The following is a 17477-nucleotide window of genomic DNA, read 5'->3' on the forward strand; positions in this document are numbered from 1 at the left end:
TTAATAATCAAAAAGCATACCCTCGCCGGCCGGATTCCGTCCGTTCTTCACCTCTTCGCCGTCATCCATGCCGTCGCTGTCAGTATCCGGATTATTCGGATTCGTACCCAGGGAAAATTCAAAAGTATCATAAAGTCCGTCGCGGTCCGCGTCGCGAAAGCCCGACTCGTCAATCGCTCCTCCCCCGGCGCCGCCGCTCGTCTGAAGAACCGTTGAGCCCTGCCCAAACGACTCTGTCCCGCCCTCGGGCAGCGACTCGGCTTCGCCGGCCTGCGGCAAGCCACCGGCGCCGCGCAGAATATCGCGCGCCGGTTTGGCATTCTCCGGAGCCTCAATTGATTGTTCGCCGTTAAAATCTGAAAGATTTAATACAATCGCGAAATTCACGTCGGTTCCGTTATCCTGCGCATAATTCCCGCGCACAACGATCCGATAAATATTCTTATTGCTCCAGCCGATCCAGAATTCAATGTCCATGCCCCCAATTTTATTTATCCAATCTTCAATGCGCGGTAATTCGCTTGGCTTGAGACCGCGTCCGCGCGTAATTAAATTATAATTTTTTACAAACTCCAAAGCCGCGTCTTTGTCCAGTTCAACACTAAAACCGCGCACTAAATTAAATCCAAAAAAGTCATAACCTATTTTTTCTTTAAATTTAAAAAGCCGGCTGTCGATAATAAGCCGCCTTATATCTGTCACCTGCTGCGCCGCAAGATTATGATTAATCCATCCGCAGAACTGTTCAAAAAAATCCTGGTCCGTCTCAGCCGATTTGTCAAAAAACGGTTCAAGATTGATTTCCTCACTGGTCGGCGCTTTATCAATCTCAATAAACGAGCCGTCCGCGGTTACGGTTTGTGAAAAATCAATAACGTATTTATTTTTTTGGCCTTTATCATATGCCGTAATTCTCGCGTCCGCGATATACGGCATGCCCGGCGTCGCCGTGTCAATCACTCCGAAAATATTGCCTTTAATCTTGCCCTCGGCCTGATGCACTTTTTTGGAATAACCCAGACCGCTTATCACGGTTCCGGGCTTTATCAAATTTCCAACCGCCTCAAACTGTAAATCATAATATGCGGTTTCAACCCGCGCGAACTTTTTAATCGCCACCGCGAGAAATGCCTCCGGCAAAGTAACAAAATACGCGTAAACGCCGACAATCAAAAAAACACCAATCACGAAAAATATAATCCAGAGAACGATTTTGGTGTTTTCAAAAATTCTCATAGCCCCAAATTGGCGGCGTTTATTTCAACCCAGTCACTATCCTTCCAGATATAGGCTTTAAAGGTCTGGCTGTATTCATCTTCGGAATAAATATAATCAACCGCCGCCGTATCGCCCATGCGCTTGGAATAAGTCATCTTTTTATCCAGCACAACCGGCTTGGTTGTGCGTTCTATGCGGATGCGCCCCATCGGACCCTCAAAAACAAGCCATTCAACCCTTGAGCGCGGGATGTCCTCGAGCTCGCCGCTGTTTTCTTCCTCAACCTTAAAACTGTCTTTCACTATGCCTTTTATTTTGTCCCATTTTTCATCATTCATATCAGCTTAAAAATTTTACCAATGCCCGGCCGAATTTTCCGGCTGCCGACGGCCCTCGTGCCGTGATAATTTTTCCGTCAACTTCCACCAGCTCTCCGGTCCATTTCGCGCCGGCTTCCTCAAGCTCGGTTTGCCCGCCGGACCACGAAGTCGCTGACTTGGCCGAAAGTATTCCGGCGTTCGCCAGAATCAGCGGCGCCACGCAGATTGCCGCCACGATCTTACCCAGATCGTAAAAATCACGCGCCAAATCCACAAAACTCGGTTCTTTAACATGCTCGCCCATGCCCGGTCCGCCGACAAAAATCACGGCGTCAAAATCTTCGGCCCTCACTTCATCGGCCGCGAAATCCACATCAAGGCTCTTGCCGTTTTCGCTCGTCGCGATGCCGGAATCCAAAGAAGCAACCTGCACCACGGCACCTTCTTTTTCAAGAATCTCCCTAGGAATAAAGCACTCATCGTCTTTAAAACCCTCGGGCGCGACAACCATCAATATTTTCTTACTTCGCAACGCCATATTTTATTTAGTCAAAAGTTAAAAGTTAAAAGTCTAAAGTCAAGTCCAAAGTCTAAAAGTTATTGACTTAACGACTTTTAACTCAACTTTTAACTTTAGACTTTTGACTTTTAACTATTCAAATATTTCCGTCCCTTCAATTCTTCGGGCAGATAGTCCTGTTCCACCTTGCCCTCGTAATTTGGATTGTATTTATACCCCTTGCCATATCCCAGATCCTTCATTAAATCCGTAGGCGCGTTCCGGATATGCAAGGGCACGGGCAAATTCTCCAACTCTTTAATATCTTTCTGCACGCTGCAGTATGCCATGTAAAGTTTGTTTGATTTCGGAGCTTTGGAAAGATATGCCACGGCCTGCGCCAGAATTACGTTGCATTCCGGCATGCCGAGATAATGCGATGCCGTGAACGCCGAAACCGCTTGAACCAGCGCGTTTGGATCCGCAAGGCCGATATCCTCGCTTGCGAACCGGACCAGCCGCCGCGCCACATAAAGCGGGTCTTCACCACCCTCGAGCATGCGGCCGAGCCAATAAAGCGCCGCATTCGCATCCGAACCGCGCATTGACTTATGCAGAGCGGAAATTATGTTGTAATGCTCTTCGCCGGTCTTGTCATACAAAAGATGTGTCCGCTGGAGCGCCTCGGCGAGGTCCTTCAGCTCCAATTTTACCATTTTTTGACCGTTTTTTGAAGTGGAGTTAACCGCAGTCTCCAGGGCGTTTAACGCGGTCCGCGCATCTCCGGCCGCCATGTTGGCAAGATAATCCAGGACTTTTGGCTCAACTTGAATATTCATTGCCCCGAGTCCCCTGACTTCATCTCGAAGGGCGAAGTCCAGAATACGCCGGGTTTCCGCGGGCTTGAGCAGGTTCAAAACAAAAACCCGGCACCGCGATAAAAGCGCGGAATTTACTTCAAAGCTCGGATTTTCGGTTGTCGCACCGATTAAAATTATGTTTCCCTGTTCAACGTGCGGCAAAAACGCGTCCTGCTGGGCTTTGTTGAAACGGTGTATTTCGTCAACAAAAAATATTGTTTTTTTAAGATAGAGCCGGCGGTCTTCTTTGGCTTTTTCAATAATCTTTTTGACCTCGGCGATTCCCGTGGAAACGGCTGTAACCTCCACGAAATTTGATTTGGTCTGATTGGCAATAATTTTCGCGAGCGTTGTCTTGCCGGTTCCGGGCGGACCCCAAAAAATCATTGAAGGCGGCTGATCGCTCTCCAGAAGATTGCGCAGCATTTTGCCTTCGCCGACCAAATGCTCCTGGCCGACGAACTCGCTCAAAGTCCTTGGCCTCATACGATCCGCGAGCGGCGAGGGTGTGCGCCTTAGGTTTTGACTAAATAAATCCATAATGATAAACTGTTGCCAATATTTCAAGGAGGAAGGGATGAATAAGGTAAGGGAGTTCTTTTCCAATCTCTGGGATGACGAACTGTGGCGAGACTTTCGCTGCCATTTCGGCTTTCATCAGCCGCCCCATCGGTCGCCTTCGGACATTGAACCCGGCAAAACCGACTTCTTCTGTCCACATTGCGGACTCGTCCTCAAGACCGTCTCTTATGAGCGGCCGGAAGATGCCCTGCACACCTGGGTACTGGATGGCTAACGCGTCTCGTCTCCCGCGGTGCGGGAGACTTTTTTATTTAATATAAGCGAAATTCTTGACTTAATATTACAAACATGCTAGAATTTAGTCAAATTATTCTTCATCGGGCCTGCCTGCGGCAGGCAGGCTGTAGCTTAATACTCAATTAATATTTCATCGGGCTGTAGCGTCCCGACATTCCGCCGCGGGCGGAAGTCGGGACTCATACTTTAGAATATTAAAAAAGATGAGAAAAGGATTTGTATATATTTTACAAAGCACCTCTAATGGTAGATTTTATATCGGCTCTAGCACAGATGTAGCGCATCGACTAATTGATCATAATTACGGCAGAGTGAAATCAACGAAAAACAAGGGGCCATGGGTATTAAAGCTTGTACAATCCTATGATACAATTACCGAGGCAAAACAAATTGAATACAGACTAAAAAAATTAAAGCGTCGAGATTTTATTGAAAAAATCATCGAAGAGGGCCATATTAAGCTAAAGAATATTTCATCGGGCTGTAGCGCAGTTGGTAGCGCGCATCGTTCGGGACGATGAGGCCGCGGGTTCGAGTCCCGCCAGCCCGACCATTATAAATACAAATCTATTTCGAAAAGGGACTCGAAGGGCGCGAGAAAATGCGACCCTGGGAGCATTTGGTGCGCAGCGCCCCGGACCGCGAGCCTGCCTGCCGGCAGGCAGGTCGGAGCGAGCGGGAGTCCCGCCAGCCTGCCTGCCGCAGGCAGACCCGACCAAAAAATAAATAAAACCGCCGCCGGATACCGGGGCGGTTTTTGAATTTAATTCGCTAATAATCAATTCCCGCTCTCGCCGCGACACCCTGATCCATATAATGCTTCACATTCCTCATGTCAGTCACCAGATCCGCGGCCTGCATTATTTCCGGCCGCGCGTTGCGTCCGGTAAGCACCAATTCAATGCGCTCCGGCTTGGGCAAAATCAAATCCAGAACATCGGCGAGCGCGACAAGTTCCTGATGCAGAATATTATTAATCTCGTCAAGAATCAAAACATCATGCTCGGCGCGTTCCAGGATCTCGCGCGCGATTTCCAATCCCCTTTTTGCTTCCCACCTGTCCTCATCGGTTACCGAAAAATCAAATTGATCCGTTGCTGGGTTAAACCTCGCGCGGCCGCATGCCCAAAAATCAATTTCGTCTGCAAAACGCTTTTCAAACATCTTTCTTTCCGAATAAAAATCCCCGCCCTTGTCAAAATACACAATCGCCACGCGCCGTCCTGACTGCACCGCCCTCATCGCAAGTCCGATTGCCGCCGTGGTCTTCCCTTTTCCATCACCAGTATAGACATGTATCATCTCGTAGAGATTATTGTATTAAATTCCTACAAGCCTGCCTGCCGGCAGGCAGGCTACTTCCTACAAGCTACAAGCTCGTCAGGAGCAGCCGCTCGTTCCTCCGCAGTTCAAACATTTATAGCACGCGCCGTTTCTCACCATCATGCTGCCGCAGGTATCGCAAACCGGCGCGTCGGCTTGCATGTCAAAAGTCACTGTGTCATCCTGTCCGAGCTGGCGGCCGAGCGGTAATTTTTGTTTTTTCAAATCAATCTCTTCAACCTTTTCCGAGGGCGTCTGCGTCTCTATCTGCTGGGGCAGTTCCTGCGGCGCGTTGATGCCGATCATTGCCTGCTCTTCGGCCGGCAAAAATTTCATAGACAACCAGCGGAAAATATAATCAATAATTGATTTCGCGATACGGATATTCGGATTGTTAGTCACACCCGACGGCTCAAACCGCATGTGCGCGAATTTATTCACCAGCACGCGGAGCGGCACTCCGTACTGCATGCCAATTGAAACTGACGTGGCAAATGCGTCCATGAGTCCGGAGATCACGCTGCCCGTCTTGCTCATGGTGATAAAAATCTCTCCTGGTTCGCCGTTGTCAAACATACCGACCGTAATATAACCCTCGTGATTGGCTACCGAGAATTTATGGGTGATAGAACGGCGCTCATCCGGCATACGGCGGCGGCGCGGCTTGTACTCTTCGGCTCTTGCCTCGGCCGCTTTTGCCGGTTTCACATCCTTGCCGTCTTTCGAAGTAGTGAGCGGCTGGGTGCGTTTTGAATTGTTGCGGTAGATCGCGATTGCCTTAAGACCAGAACGCCAGGCCAGCATATAAGTTTCCGCGATTTCATCTTCGGTCGCATCCTCCGGCATGTTTACGGTTTTGGAAATCGCACCCGAAAGAAACGGCTGGACCGCGGACATCATTTTCACGTGTCCGATGTAATGGATACTTCGCTTGCCGTTCTGCGGTTTAAAAGCGCAGTCAAAAACCTTGAGATGCTCTTCTTTGAGATTCGGCGCGCCCTCAATCGTATCGTTCGCGTCAATGTATTCCAGGATCAACTTTACCTGTTCGGCCGGATATCCCAGATCGGCAAGCGCTTCAGGCACGGTGTGATTAATCATTTTAATTAAGCCGCCGCCGACCAGCCATTTATATTTTACAAGCGCGATATCCGGCTCAATGCCCGTGGTATCGCAATCCATCAAGAATCCGATCGTTCCGGTCGGCGCAAGAACCGTCACCTGCGCGTTCTTGTACCCGCTCTCTTGGCCGTGCGCCAAAGCCTCATCCCACATGCGGTTTGCTGTTTCCAGAAGAAGCGGCGGCGCGCCCGCCGGTTCGATCCGCTGGCTCGCATCACGATGCATTTCAATCACACGCAAAAACGATTCTTCATTTTCCGGATAACAACGGAAGGTGCCCAGGCGTTCCGCCAGGCGGGCCGACTGGTCATAAGCCGTCGCGGTCATAAGAGATGTCACTCCGGCCGCGAAATTTCGTCCTTCATCACCGTCATAAGCCAGGCCGCGCGACATAAGAAGCGCGCCGAGATTGGCATACCCCAGCCCGAGCGGACGAAAATCCCGCGCGTTCTGCTCGATCGCCGGCGTAGGATAGGAAGAATTGTCAATCACAATCTCCTGCGCCGTGACCAAGGTCCGAGCGGTATGGATAAATTGTTGCGTATCAAACTCACCGTCTTCACGACGGCATTTCATCAAATTGATTGAAGCGAGATTGCACGCCGAATCATCCAGAAACATATATTCCGAGCAGGGATTGGAGGCATTAATGCGGCCCGACACCGGACAGGTGTGCCAGCGGTTCACGGTCGTGTCGAACTGCAGGCCCGGATCGCCGCAAATCCACGCCGCCTTGGAAATCTGCTTCATCAAATCCTTGGCGCGAAATTTTTCAAGTGTCTCGCCGGTGGTCACTTTTTTTGTCGCCCACTCTTCATCCGCCTCAACCGCGTGCATGAAATCGTCGTTCACGCGCACGCTGTTATTTGCATTTTGAAAAAATATTGAATTATACGCCTCGCCGTCAAATGATCCGTCATACCCCGCGTCAATTAACGCCCATGCTTTTTTCTCTTCGCTGGATTTGCAGTTTATAAATTCAACAATATCCGGATGGTCAATATTTAAAATTACCATCTTGGCCGCGCGCCGCGTCTTGCCGCCGGACTTGATAACCCCGGCAAAAGCGTCAAAGCCCTTCATGAAAGAAACCGGCCCCGAAGACTTGCCCGACGAGGAACCCAGAAACTCTTTTGAAGAACGAAGTGATGAAAGATTGCTGCCCGTTCCGGAACCGTATTTAAAAAGCATGCCCTCGGTCATCGCGAGGTTCAGAATCGAACGCATGTCATCCTGCACCGAATTAATAAAGCATGCCGATGTCTGCGGCCGCTCGCTGATACCCACATTAAACCAGACTGGGCTATTGAACGCCGCGTATTGATTCGCGAGAATATAACATAGCTCGTCTTCAAACGCCTGCGCGTCTTCCTGGGTTTCAAAATATCCACCGCAGCGCCCCCAGTCGGTAATCGTTTTTGTAACCCGGTCAATCATCTGCTTCAGGCTCAACTCCCGATCCGGTTTGCCAATCTGGCCGCGAAAATATTTGGAAACAACAATATTTGTCGCGGTTTGCGACCAGGCTTTGGGAACCTCAACATCCTTTTGCTCAAAAACCACCTCGCCCTTGTCGTTCGTGATGCGGGCGTCACGCCGCTCCCACTCAATCGCATCATATGGATGTACTCCCGGAACTGTAAAAAACCGCGTGAACCGGATGCCCGGACCGTAAACCGGAACCTTCTCCAGGCTCTGGCCTTTTTTCTGGCGGTAAGCAATAAAACACTTGGCCACGTGCGTCAGATTATGGTCAATCAGCGTTACCTGAACAATTTCACGCACCTCATCGGACGTCGGGGTGGTGTGCCCGTTGAATTGATACGCCAGCCGGCTCAAGACCTGGCTCGCGACCTTGCGCGCCAGAGCCGCATCCTTCATCCCCGCGTCCGTAAAGCTGTACCAAATAGATTTGGTGAGCTTATCCGGGTTGAAATCCTGCACGTCCCCGTTTCTTTTCTTTATATTTTTTACCGTGGCCAAATACTGCCAAACCCGCTCCGGCACCTCCTTGGCCGCAAGTGAATCCGTGACGGAAAAAAATTGTTTTTCTTGGCCGCGCGAAATTGATTGGTCCATATTGGCAATATTTAGCTGTATTTAAAGCGAGAATAAAAAATACCTGCCTGCCGCCTGCCTGCCGGTAGGCAGGGCAGGCAGGTGAGTCGTAAAACGGATAACTCATATTAATGTCCTGACACAATATCTTGTGCCCGCAAAAACTATTATAACACAAGATATTGTGTTCCGCTTGTGGATAACTCACCCAATTTCTGGTTCTGCTATTGCCTAAAATTTATACAGATAAAAGCACCCCGCCCCAACCCGCTCTTTCCGGACCGCCGACCGCCTGAGAAGCGGAAAGGCGCAACAAACCACCCTCGCCCCAGGCTTAACCTCTTTTTCAATCTTTTCTTCGAGTCGAACCATGGCCTTGGGCATAAGGTAGGCGGTAATCACATCGGCTTGGCCAAAATCAGCTTTATACATGTTACCGCGCTTGATTTTGACACGGCCTCCCAATCCCCTGATCCACAAATCCAGCCGAGACAACCAGGCCAGAAACGGGTTTAGTTCAATGCCCACGCCCCGGGCCTGAAATTTTTTAGCTGCTTCAATCAAAACCCGGGCATCGCCCGAACCCAAATCCATTACCACCTCATTGGGCTTGACCTCGGCAATCTCAAGCATACGTCGAACTTTAGCTGTCGTAAGCGGCACCCACGGCGCGCTCATAAAATTTGAAATAAACACAACCATGGTCCAAAACAGACCCAGTGAAAGAAAGAATAATTCAACAACCAAATATACCATAAAATAATTCCTACAAGCTACAAGCCTGCCTGCCGGCAGGCAGGCTAATTCCTACAAGCTCGTCATGCTTACCAGCTTCCGCCGCCTCCGCCGCCAAATCCCCCACCCGAACCGCCGCCGGAAAACCCGCTCCCCCCGCTCCCGGCCGAGGACGGACGCGAAGCCATAGTGCTCCGCGTTGAACTTTCAAATGAATTCAGCGTACTCACAAACAAGAGAGTATTGAACATGCCCGGCTGGCCCTCATACCAGTCCGGCGCCGTCGTGTAAATATCCTTAAACTGCCCGGCCCATTCCTTTTCCACGCCCAATACCATGGCGTATGCCAAAAATTCTTCAAATTGCTCCGGTTTCTTTGCCGGGGCATTATGAAACTTTAAGCGGTCGGTTTCCGTCACCTTGAGAAAGTCCTTGAACCCCAAAATTCGCTCCTTCACGATGCTGCCATCGCGCGTGCGCTTGACCATGAAGCGCGAAAAAAACATCACAATAATTCCCGAGATAATCGCGCCGACCCCGTTGGCCGCCGAGCCGCTGGAAAACGCCGCGAATCCGCCAATGGTCGCAATGGCAATACCGACCGAAATATAAGCCGCCTTAACCGAGTCCGATCGGTGGGTAAAGTATTTCTTTTCCATCATCTTGGCGTACAAAACCTTGGTCAGTTCGGGCAGGCTTTTATAAAATTTATTCTTGAGCGCCGAAGTGCGCACCGCGTCCTTTGTGCCAAAAACCGCGGCCAGATAATCCTGCTCAAATTTGCTTTCCGGCGCCTTGCCCGGGTTCAGGCGGACGAGCTCATAATCAATTGATTTGCCGATGAACTGCTTTTCTTCAATGTATTTTATTTTCATAAACCCGCGCCGCGCCAGATCAATCATGGTGGCGCTTAAATCCTTCATGTCTGCGCGCGTATCCACTGCCGTGCCTAGTTCGGCCGGCAAAAGCCCGTCCGGCGCCTCATACTCCGGGATTATGGTCCCCCGGCCCGGCTCATCCTTGCCGCGCTTCCACCAGAGCGCGAACATTGCGGCGATTGTAATAAGCGGCAAAACTCCGCCCCAGTTATCCTGAAAAAACCAGAATATATTTTGCATCAAACTCGGTTTGGCCACAACTCCCTTATCCCAGCCCGCCACGATTGTCATGCCTTCGTAAGCCGCGAACCCCCGGCTGGCACGATAATAAAAACCCCGGTCCGTGGATTCAATAGTACACGCCTCCTCCGTGCTCGCGTAGGCGCCGGTAAAACACTTGGCAATCGCGTTCTCGTTCACCGCGCCTTCGGGTAAAATCACCTCGGCCTCATGCGATATAATTGGCACTTCCCATTCGTTTCCGCTCGTATTCCAGTACAATTCGTCGTGATCATCAAAATAATTCAGCCCGCGCAAAACCTTATATTGGATTATATAAGTGTGCATGCCGGTTATGAGGGTGTTCGCGTCGCCAATTTTGATTTCCAGTTTGCCGAACGACCGGCTCATCTCGTATGCATAGGGCTGACCCGCCTCATCCGCCACGCTTAAAACTTCAATGCGCAATTTATAATTACTCGCATCGCGCGTGTATTTGTACGGAATCGTCCGATAAATACCGTGCCGCTCCAGCTCGCCAAAATTATAATCAATCCGCTCGGCCACGGTCAGCGACCCGTCCTCATTCACCTGCAATACGGTCTGAAACAAATCGATCTGCTCAGCCTGCGCCGACACTGGGCTAAACCAAAACGCGCCGGTCAAGATCACTAAAAATGCAATTGCTAATACTTTTTTCATAATAAAATTATATAAAATCAATGCCTATATATTACATCAATCCAAGGGAAATTCAAACAAATTTCCAAAATTCACATCCGCAGTAATTCTGCCGATAGATTTCATGTTCCGCCGTGCGCCGCCGCGTCTCTTCCTGCCCGCCGGCTTTTTTCCAATCCCCGGCCAAAAATTTGACGCCATATTCCCCTGCCCGTTTCTCGCCAATCGGATTGATTATATCCGCCCGTTTATTGCGGCCGATCGTGAGCGTGGTGGCAAAAAAATCAAACCCATGCTCACGTGAATAACGCGCCGTCTCGCCTAACCGATAGTCAAAGCAGACGGCGCAGCGCTTGCCGCCCTCGGACTCGGTCTCGAGCCCGCGCACTGCCTCAAGCCAGGCATTGTGATCATATTCTCCTTCAATAAACTCAATCCCAAGCCGTTCGGCCGTCGCCTTGGCCGCGTCCCGCCGGCGTTCATATTCGTCTGTCGGATAAATATTCGGGTTGAAATAAAAAATCGTAACCGCGTACTCGACCGCGAGCATTTCCGGCACCCAGGCGCCGCATACGCCACAACAGGTGTGGAGAAGTAATTTTGATTTTGTCTCATCCATATACTACTTGACAAATCTTATCATAACCGAGAGAATCAAAAAAGAACCTTAACGAAACATGGAGGTGCGCCTTGGCAACTCAAATCACCGGCCAAATCGTCGGAATCTCCTCTCGAGTCCAGCGGCTTACGCAAAAATTCATCCTTAACTATCTGCCCCTCATCGCCTGCGTCAAGCACCACCCTCAAACCCTGGCAACGCTTTGGGGAATCAGCGAACGGATACCCCAACGCGACTTCATAATAAGCGTGGCTAAGAAACTCATGGGGGACAATTTCAGCTACGCGAGCCTCAATGACGGCGACCGGAAAGCTCTAGATTCCACGCTTTATCGGCTGGAAGAAGTGGAGCGCTGGGCAAACTACCGCGAATGGGGCGGCCATGAGAATTCCCTGCTCCATACCGTCCGCGACATCTTCTTCATCCCCTATCTCGCGAACCTTGAAGAAGAGTACGGCCGCCGCATCGACCGTGAAGTCCTGATGCAGGCTTTCCTGCTCCATGACTGGGGCGAAATCGCCACCAACGATACGCTCTGGAAGCACAAGGACAAGGTCAAGACCGAGGCGAGCGAACTTGAATACTTCCGGCAGATTGCCGCGAGAATCGTGCCCGACTCTGAAGAGCGCCATGGCTGGATTCAGGCATATCTCCTGCAGTACGCCTTCGCTCCGGAAGAAGAAATCGGTCTTCTCTCCCTGGAAAAGGAAGATAAAAATCTTGTGCTCGTACTCAAGCGGGCTTACCCGGTTGAAGCTTTGATCTTCAACGCCGCCGAACGGCTTGGCTATCTGTGCTACGCCATCAACTGCTACACGCGCGCCGGATATTTCCCGGCCATCATCCAGATCCTGCGCAATCAGCAGAACGGCCTGCTCTACCTCGCCGAGCCCGGCAACCTCCACTCGCTCCGCAATCACCTTTTCACCCGCCGGATTCAGCGCCAGACACAACGGCTCATTACCGCCTGCGACCGCCACTTCTTGGAGGTATAAACAAAATCCCGCCACCGAACACTCTTCGGGGACGGGATATTTTTTTACCTCTTTCTACAGTTCAATCGTCAGCTTGGAATATTTCCAGACCTTGACCGCGATCACGATAATCGCCACGCCGAGAATCACGAACATCACCGAAACCAGCGCCACTAAAAGTTCCGGAAATATGGCGATCAGGATGCCGAGCGCGATTAAAAAAACTCCCTGGATCAATAGCGACCAAAAAAATTGCCGCACTACTTTGAAGACTATCTCCAATTTTTCCATAAAATTTTCTAAATTATTAATTAATAATAACCGCGCTGTGATCCAGATACGACCAGTTCTTCATGAAATCCGCGTAACTCATCTTGATGCGGCCCCTCATCGGGTCAACTAGATTAACTTGCGTCGGATTTTCCGCCGTCCCTTCCCAGCCCGTCACCACGTAAGTATGTTCGCCCACAAATCCGAGCACCTTCGCGCCCTCCGAGGTTTTCCAGATCATGGCGCGCGGATTTTGCGTGTAATTTCCCCAGACAATCACCGCGTTCCCGGCCTTGAGATTTGATGTAATATCCGGCCATTTTGCCTTGCGGATGGCTATTGCCGGACGGTATTTATTTGCCATTTTCGCGACCGGCTCCCAATAGATGCCATATCCCGTCATTCTCGGCTGACTACCGTTGATGTTGCCCACATAACCCTTGCTCGGATCGCCCCACACGCCCCGGCTGTACCGCGCTGGTCCGCTCACCGGCTGAAGCTTGATCAATTCCGATTCACTGACATTCACGCCCTTATACGCCAAAGCCGACCGCAAACTCGCGACCTCGCAGCTCAGGCGATGCTCTTGCTTGTACAACGGAATATCAACCAAAAATCCCTGTGCCCCGTCAATTCCAATCGGCAAAACCAGCAAAAAAAATAATAAAAATAAAAAAAATTGAATTCTAGACATGTTATAATTTCAATATTATTATACCATATCAATGCGCATAAAAAAATGTTATAATATCCCTATATGATCTGGAGGGTGATATTATTCATTGTCATCATCGCGACACTAACCTTTGGAGTTTTTTTGTTCATCGCAAATCGCACCGATTACAGCCAGGGCGAACCGGCTTGGGGCGTCACCTTTAGCCCGGTCTTCGCCGAAGAACTCGGCCTCCCTCCCCATGATGTCTTTACCGCCATGCTCGACGACCTTCGGGTCAGCCACGTCCGCCTGCCCGGCTACTGGAGCGGCATTGAAAAAACTCCGGGTGAATTCGATTTTTCCGATTTGGACTGGTATGTTTCCGAAGCCGCGGCCCGGAACGTCAAAATCATCCTGGTTTTGGGACAGCGGCAGCCCCGCTGGCCCGAATGCTACTTTCCGGCCTGGGTAAAAAATCTGCCCGCAGCCGTACGCCAGGATCGCACTTTAAAATTTATCAGCGAGGTTGTCCGCCGTTACCAGAACAATGGCGCCATCGTGTATTGGCAGGTAGAGAATGAGCCCTTGCTCGATTTTTTTGGTGAATGCCCAGCCGGTGATCTTGAATTCCTGAAACGTGAAATTGATTTAGTGAAATCGCTCGACGAACGGCCGGTCATGGTCACCGAGTCCGGAGAACTTTCAACCTGGATGCGCACCGCCGGATTAGTCGACGTGCTCGGCGTCAGCCTCTACCGCACCACCTACAACCGCTATTTCGGATATTTCTACTATCCCCTTACTCCGAGTTTTTATCATAATAAAATTACACTTATTATTCCGCTCGTGCAAAAAGTAATTTGCAGCGAACTGCAGGCCGAGCCATGGGCGCCGGACCACATCAACAAAATGACTTTGGATCAGATGCACGATGCCATGACCGTAGAAACAATAAAAACAAATGCCGATTTTGCCCGCCGATCCGGATTCTCGGAAATCTACCTCTGGGGCGTTGAATGGTGGTATTATATGGATGAAAAATTCGACGACCCGACTTACTGGAACGCGATGAAAGAATTTTGGAAAAAATAATTTATGAAAACTAAGGCAATTCTACTCGTCCTGTTTCTCGCGCTCGTTGCCATAATCGGCGTGGCGGCGTGTTTGAGCCTATTCAGCAATTCTATTCCGGCCGTCTCGGGCAAACCCCGCGTCGCGGCCACCATCTTCCCGATTTATGATATCGCAAAAAACATCGCCGGAGATAAAATGGATGTTCTCTTGATTGCACCGCCCGGCGCCAGCCCCCATACTTTTGAAATAACGCCGGAACGAATCAGGGATCTTCAGGGATCGAAATTAATTTTCGCCATCGGCCACGGACTTGACACTTGGGCATCTCAAACCGCCCAAGCCCTGCCGAATTCAGAAGTAATCATCGTGGATAAAGGCATCGAACTCATAGCGGATGAAGAGGAATCGGGCGCCAATCCGCATTATTGGTTGAGCCTCAAAAATGCCCGCATTATCTCACTAAATATTCTGAACGCGCTCAAGAGCGCCGATCCAATTAACGGCGAATACTACGACCAGAATACTGCCTCATTTTTGTCCGAGCTTGATGCCGCCGACCGGGAAATTAAAAAATTGCTCGGTAATTTGACGGATAAGAATATCATCACCATGCATGATGCTTGGCCATATTTTGCCAAAGATTATGGAATTAATATTATCGCCTCATTTGAACCGTACCCCGGCAGTGAACCCACGCCGCAATATCTTGCCGAGTTGAGCCGCACCGCCAAAGAATACAACGTAAAAACTATTTTTTCCGAACCCCAGCTCTCAAGCCAGCTCCTCATCCCCTTTCTTGAAGACCTGGGAATGAATCTTGCCGTGCTTGATCCCGAAGGCGGGCTCGCCGGACGCGAAACATATATTGATTTAATGAAATTTAACGCACAGGCAATCCATGACGCCCTCAAATAAAAAAATTCCGGCAATTGAAGCGAAGAATTTAACCGTGGCCTTTAATCACGACGCGGTTTTGAATGAGCTGAATTTTTCGATACCCTCCGGAACAATCAGCGCGATTATCGGCCCGAACGGCGCCGGCAAAACCACTCTCCTTCGCGCCCTGCTCGGGCTCATTCCGATCCAGTCAGGTGAGATTAAAATATTCGGAAAGAAAGCCCATCCCTGCCGCCACCTCTTCGGCCATCATCAGGGACGGTGTGCGCATCCGACCTATGTGCCCCAGCGTTTTGAATTTGATAAAACCTTTCCCATTACGGTTACTGAATTTTTGGCGCTTGGCCTGCCGCACGGCCAGAAAAAAAATAAAATATTTGAAGCCCTAAAAGAAATCGGCATGCTGGAAAACAAAGACCGCCTGGTCGGCGAACTATCCGGGGGGCAGGTCCAGCGCGTCTTGATTGCCCGCGCCATCCTCGGAGATCCGAAAATAATTTTTTTGGACGAACCGTCAACCGGCATCGACATCGGCGGAGAAATGACTTTCTACGAACTGATCCGCCATCTCAACCGGACGCACGGTTCAACCTGCGTGCTTGTATCGCATGAAATTGAGGTAGTATACAAATTCGCAGACCGGGTCATTTGCCTTAATAAAACCATGGTTTGCCAAGGCGTGCCGCGGCAAGTCCTGACCGCCGAAACTCTGAATAAACTTTACGGCGAAGAGGTCGGGATACATAAGCACGATAATTAAAATTCATGCTAGAAATTCTTCAATTCCCTTTCATGCAGCGCGCGATTATCGGCGGACTGATACTCGGCCTGCTTCTTGCCATGCTTGGAGTTTTTGTGATTCTTCGCCGCATGGCCTTTTTCGGAGACGGCATCGCGCATGCTTCGCTCGCCGGCATTGCGATTGGCATTCTTGTCTCATCAAACCCGCTAATTGTCGCCATCGGCTGGAGCATAATTCTTGCAGTAATAATTTTTTACCTTGAACGAAAAACTAAACTTTCCTCCGATACCATTATCGGCATTTTGTTTACCGCCTCAATGGCGCTCGGCATCGTTCTTATCACATTAAAATCCGGCTATCAGCCCGAGCTCATCAGCTTTCTCTTTGGCAACATCCTGGCCATAAAAGTGTCCGAACTTATTATTATGTCGGTTTTTGCCGCCGCGGTTATCGCGTTCATTTTAATTTTTTACCGACAGATCGGATTTATTACTTTCGATAAAGATGGCGCCCGTGTCGCCGGTATTAATGCCACGGCGCTTGATTTGATTTTCTATATCGCATTAGCCGTAGCCACGGTTCTTGGCGTTAAGATTCTCGGCATCGTGCTCGTCTCCGCCCTGCTCATCATTCCGGCGTCAATCGCCAAAATCCTGGCAAAATCTTTTCGCAGCCTCTTGTCATTAAGTGTGATTATTGCTGAATTCATAATTATCGGCGGCCTCTTCTTATCCTATATTCTGAATCTTCCGACCGGCGCCGTGATTATTCTCTTTGGCACGGCTCTATTCTTTCTCACGATTCTCGCCCAGAAAATTCTCAAAATATAAAATACGGGCCGCATATCACGATCCGTATGTAGGGGGACGCATATATGCGTCCTTTTACTATATCCCGAACGTCAAAATCTCGGGCCGCAAAATCAGCAGCGCGCCCATTATCAAAATTACGACGCCGCCGATTAAATTCGAGAACCGGCTGTATTTTGAATTCAGGCCCGTTATTTGCATAGTCAGCATAGCGAGAACAAAAATCACCATATCATCCAGCATGTAAAAAAATATATACTCAAGTAAATATATATAATATAACCAACCGGGCAGATGATTCAGGGAAAGCACTTGCGTAAATACTGCCGGCAATCCAGCCGAACAAACAAGTTCAATTAAATTAACGGCAATGGCGATCAGGGCTACGCCGCCCAGAGCAATGAACAGATTTTCACCCTGCGCCACTAATTTAAGATATTCAAGAATACGCTTGCGGCCGGGTGATGCTGTCACCTTGCATACTCCCTCCGGATTGGTCCAATATTCGTGCAGAAAATGAATACCTGCCGCAATTGCAATAATGCCAATCGCAATTCGCACCCAAAAAAGGAAACCGATAAATAACAATATATTAAGCCACTCCGCCAGAAACAAAAAATATACAAAACCCGAGACCAAGACAAAAATGCCGCCAATGAGCCATCTCCGCTTTATGCTCGGGATTCCGAGAAGCAGGCTGATTAA

18 protein-coding genes and 1 tRNA gene are annotated in these 17477 nt (G+C 49.8%); 6 read left to right on the forward strand and 13 right to left on the reverse strand.

Annotated features, from left to right (window positions below; genetic code table 11):
* The 5 genes from PHW53_04495 to PHW53_04515 all read right to left on the reverse strand — a co-directional run bounded on the left by PHW53_04495 (nt 1) and on the right by PHW53_04515 (nt 3618).
* Entirely contained in the window at nt 1–1236 is a 1236-nt protein-coding gene (locus PHW53_04495) for a hypothetical protein (GenBank protein MDD4995690.1), read from the reverse strand.
* Nucleotides 1233–1556 carry a hypothetical protein gene (locus PHW53_04500; protein ID MDD4995691.1) on the reverse strand — a complete coding sequence of 108 codons (324 nt, stop codon included), beginning with the start codon at nt 1554–1556 and terminating at the stop codon, nt 1233–1235. The genes PHW53_04495 and PHW53_04500 overlap by 4 nt, the downstream gene beginning before the upstream one ends.
* Nucleotide 1557: 1 nt before the next feature.
* Nucleotides 1558–2076 (reverse strand): DJ-1/PfpI family protein, encoded by a 519-nt coding sequence (locus tag PHW53_04505; GenBank protein ID MDD4995692.1) that lies wholly within the window; start codon nt 2074–2076, stop codon nt 1558–1560.
* Nucleotides 2077–2186: 110 nt separating this feature from the next.
* Nucleotides 2187–3383 (reverse strand): replication-associated recombination protein A, encoded by a 1197-nt coding sequence (locus tag PHW53_04510; GenBank protein ID MDD4995693.1) that lies wholly within the window; start codon nt 3381–3383, stop codon nt 2187–2189.
* 40 nt (nt 3384–3423) lie between these two features.
* Nucleotides 3424–3618, reverse strand: a complete 195-nt coding sequence (locus PHW53_04515) for a hypothetical protein (protein ID MDD4995694.1) — start codon at nt 3616–3618, stop codon at nt 3424–3426.
* Between the two features lie 575 nt (nt 3619–4193).
* Between PHW53_04515 and PHW53_04520 the strand changes: the two genes are divergently transcribed.
* Nucleotides 4194–4269: transfer RNA gene (locus tag PHW53_04520), tRNA-Pro, on the forward strand.
* Between the two features lie 218 nt (nt 4270–4487).
* Here PHW53_04520 and PHW53_04525 read toward each other — a convergent pair.
* The 5 genes from PHW53_04525 to PHW53_04545 all read right to left on the reverse strand — a co-directional run bounded on the left by PHW53_04525 (nt 4488) and on the right by PHW53_04545 (nt 11351).
* On the reverse strand, nt 4488–5018 hold the full coding sequence (locus PHW53_04525) for a cob(I)yrinic acid a,c-diamide adenosyltransferase (GenBank protein ID MDD4995695.1): 531 nt from the start codon (nt 5016–5018) through the stop codon (nt 4488–4490).
* Between the two features lie 78 nt (nt 5019–5096).
* Nucleotides 5097–8240, reverse strand: a complete 3144-nt coding sequence (locus tag PHW53_04530) for a vitamin B12-dependent ribonucleotide reductase (GenBank protein MDD4995696.1) — start codon at nt 8238–8240, stop codon at nt 5097–5099.
* A 210-nt stretch (nt 8241–8450) separates the two neighbouring features.
* Nucleotides 8451–8975 (reverse strand): class I SAM-dependent methyltransferase, encoded by a 525-nt coding sequence (locus PHW53_04535; protein MDD4995697.1) that lies wholly within the window; start codon nt 8973–8975, stop codon nt 8451–8453.
* A gap of 68 nt (nt 8976–9043) precedes the next feature.
* On the reverse strand, nt 9044–10753 hold the full coding sequence (locus PHW53_04540; GenBank protein ID MDD4995698.1) for a DUF2207 domain-containing protein: 1710 nt from the start codon (nt 10751–10753) through the stop codon (nt 9044–9046).
* Nucleotides 10754–10805: 52 nt separating this feature from the next.
* A complete protein-coding gene (locus PHW53_04545; protein ID MDD4995699.1) occupies nt 10806–11351 on the reverse strand; it encodes an epoxyqueuosine reductase QueH in 546 nt (181 codons plus the stop codon).
* A 71-nt stretch (nt 11352–11422) separates the two neighbouring features.
* Here PHW53_04545 and PHW53_04550 point away from each other — a divergent pair, with 71 nt between their 5' ends.
* A complete protein-coding gene (locus PHW53_04550) occupies nt 11423–12346 on the forward strand; it encodes a hypothetical protein (GenBank protein MDD4995700.1) in 924 nt (307 codons plus the stop codon).
* A gap of 54 nt (nt 12347–12400) precedes the next feature.
* On the opposite strand, the gene PHW53_04555 is transcribed toward PHW53_04550, so the two are convergent.
* Nucleotides 12401–12616 (reverse strand): hypothetical protein, encoded by a 216-nt coding sequence (locus PHW53_04555; protein ID MDD4995701.1) that lies wholly within the window; start codon nt 12614–12616, stop codon nt 12401–12403.
* Between the two features lie 16 nt (nt 12617–12632).
* Entirely contained in the window at nt 12633–13289 is a 657-nt protein-coding gene (locus tag PHW53_04560) for a C39 family peptidase (protein ID MDD4995702.1), read from the reverse strand.
* A gap of 63 nt (nt 13290–13352) precedes the next feature.
* On the opposite strand from PHW53_04560, the gene PHW53_04565 reads away from it, so the two are divergent.
* From PHW53_04565 to PHW53_04580, 4 genes are read left to right on the forward strand one after another with little or no spacing between them, the layout of a single operon-like run.
* Entirely contained in the window at nt 13353–14342 is a 990-nt protein-coding gene (locus PHW53_04565; GenBank protein MDD4995703.1) for a hypothetical protein, read from the forward strand.
* 3 nt (nt 14343–14345) lie between these two features.
* The gene (locus PHW53_04570; GenBank protein MDD4995704.1) at nt 14346–15239 is read left to right on the forward strand and encodes a metal ABC transporter substrate-binding protein; all 894 of its coding nucleotides are present in this window, start codon (nt 14346–14348) and stop codon (nt 15237–15239) included.
* Nucleotides 15223–15981 carry a metal ABC transporter ATP-binding protein gene (locus PHW53_04575; protein ID MDD4995705.1) on the forward strand — a complete coding sequence of 253 codons (759 nt, stop codon included), beginning with the start codon at nt 15223–15225 and terminating at the stop codon, nt 15979–15981. Before PHW53_04570 ends, PHW53_04575 begins: the two co-directional genes overlap by 17 nt.
* A gap of 5 nt (nt 15982–15986) precedes the next feature.
* Nucleotides 15987–16793, forward strand: a complete 807-nt coding sequence (locus PHW53_04580) for a metal ABC transporter permease (protein ID MDD4995706.1) — start codon at nt 15987–15989, stop codon at nt 16791–16793.
* A 57-nt stretch (nt 16794–16850) separates the two neighbouring features.
* Here PHW53_04580 and PHW53_04585 read toward each other — a convergent pair.
* The coding region (locus PHW53_04585; protein MDD4995707.1) for a hypothetical protein at nt 16851–17477 on the reverse strand (627 nt) is incomplete at its 5' end.

It is taken from the genome of Patescibacteria group bacterium (assembly GCA_028710985.1).
Taxonomy (GTDB): domain Bacteria; phylum Patescibacteriota; class Patescibacteriia; order JAHJFT01; family JAHJFT01; genus JAQTTB01.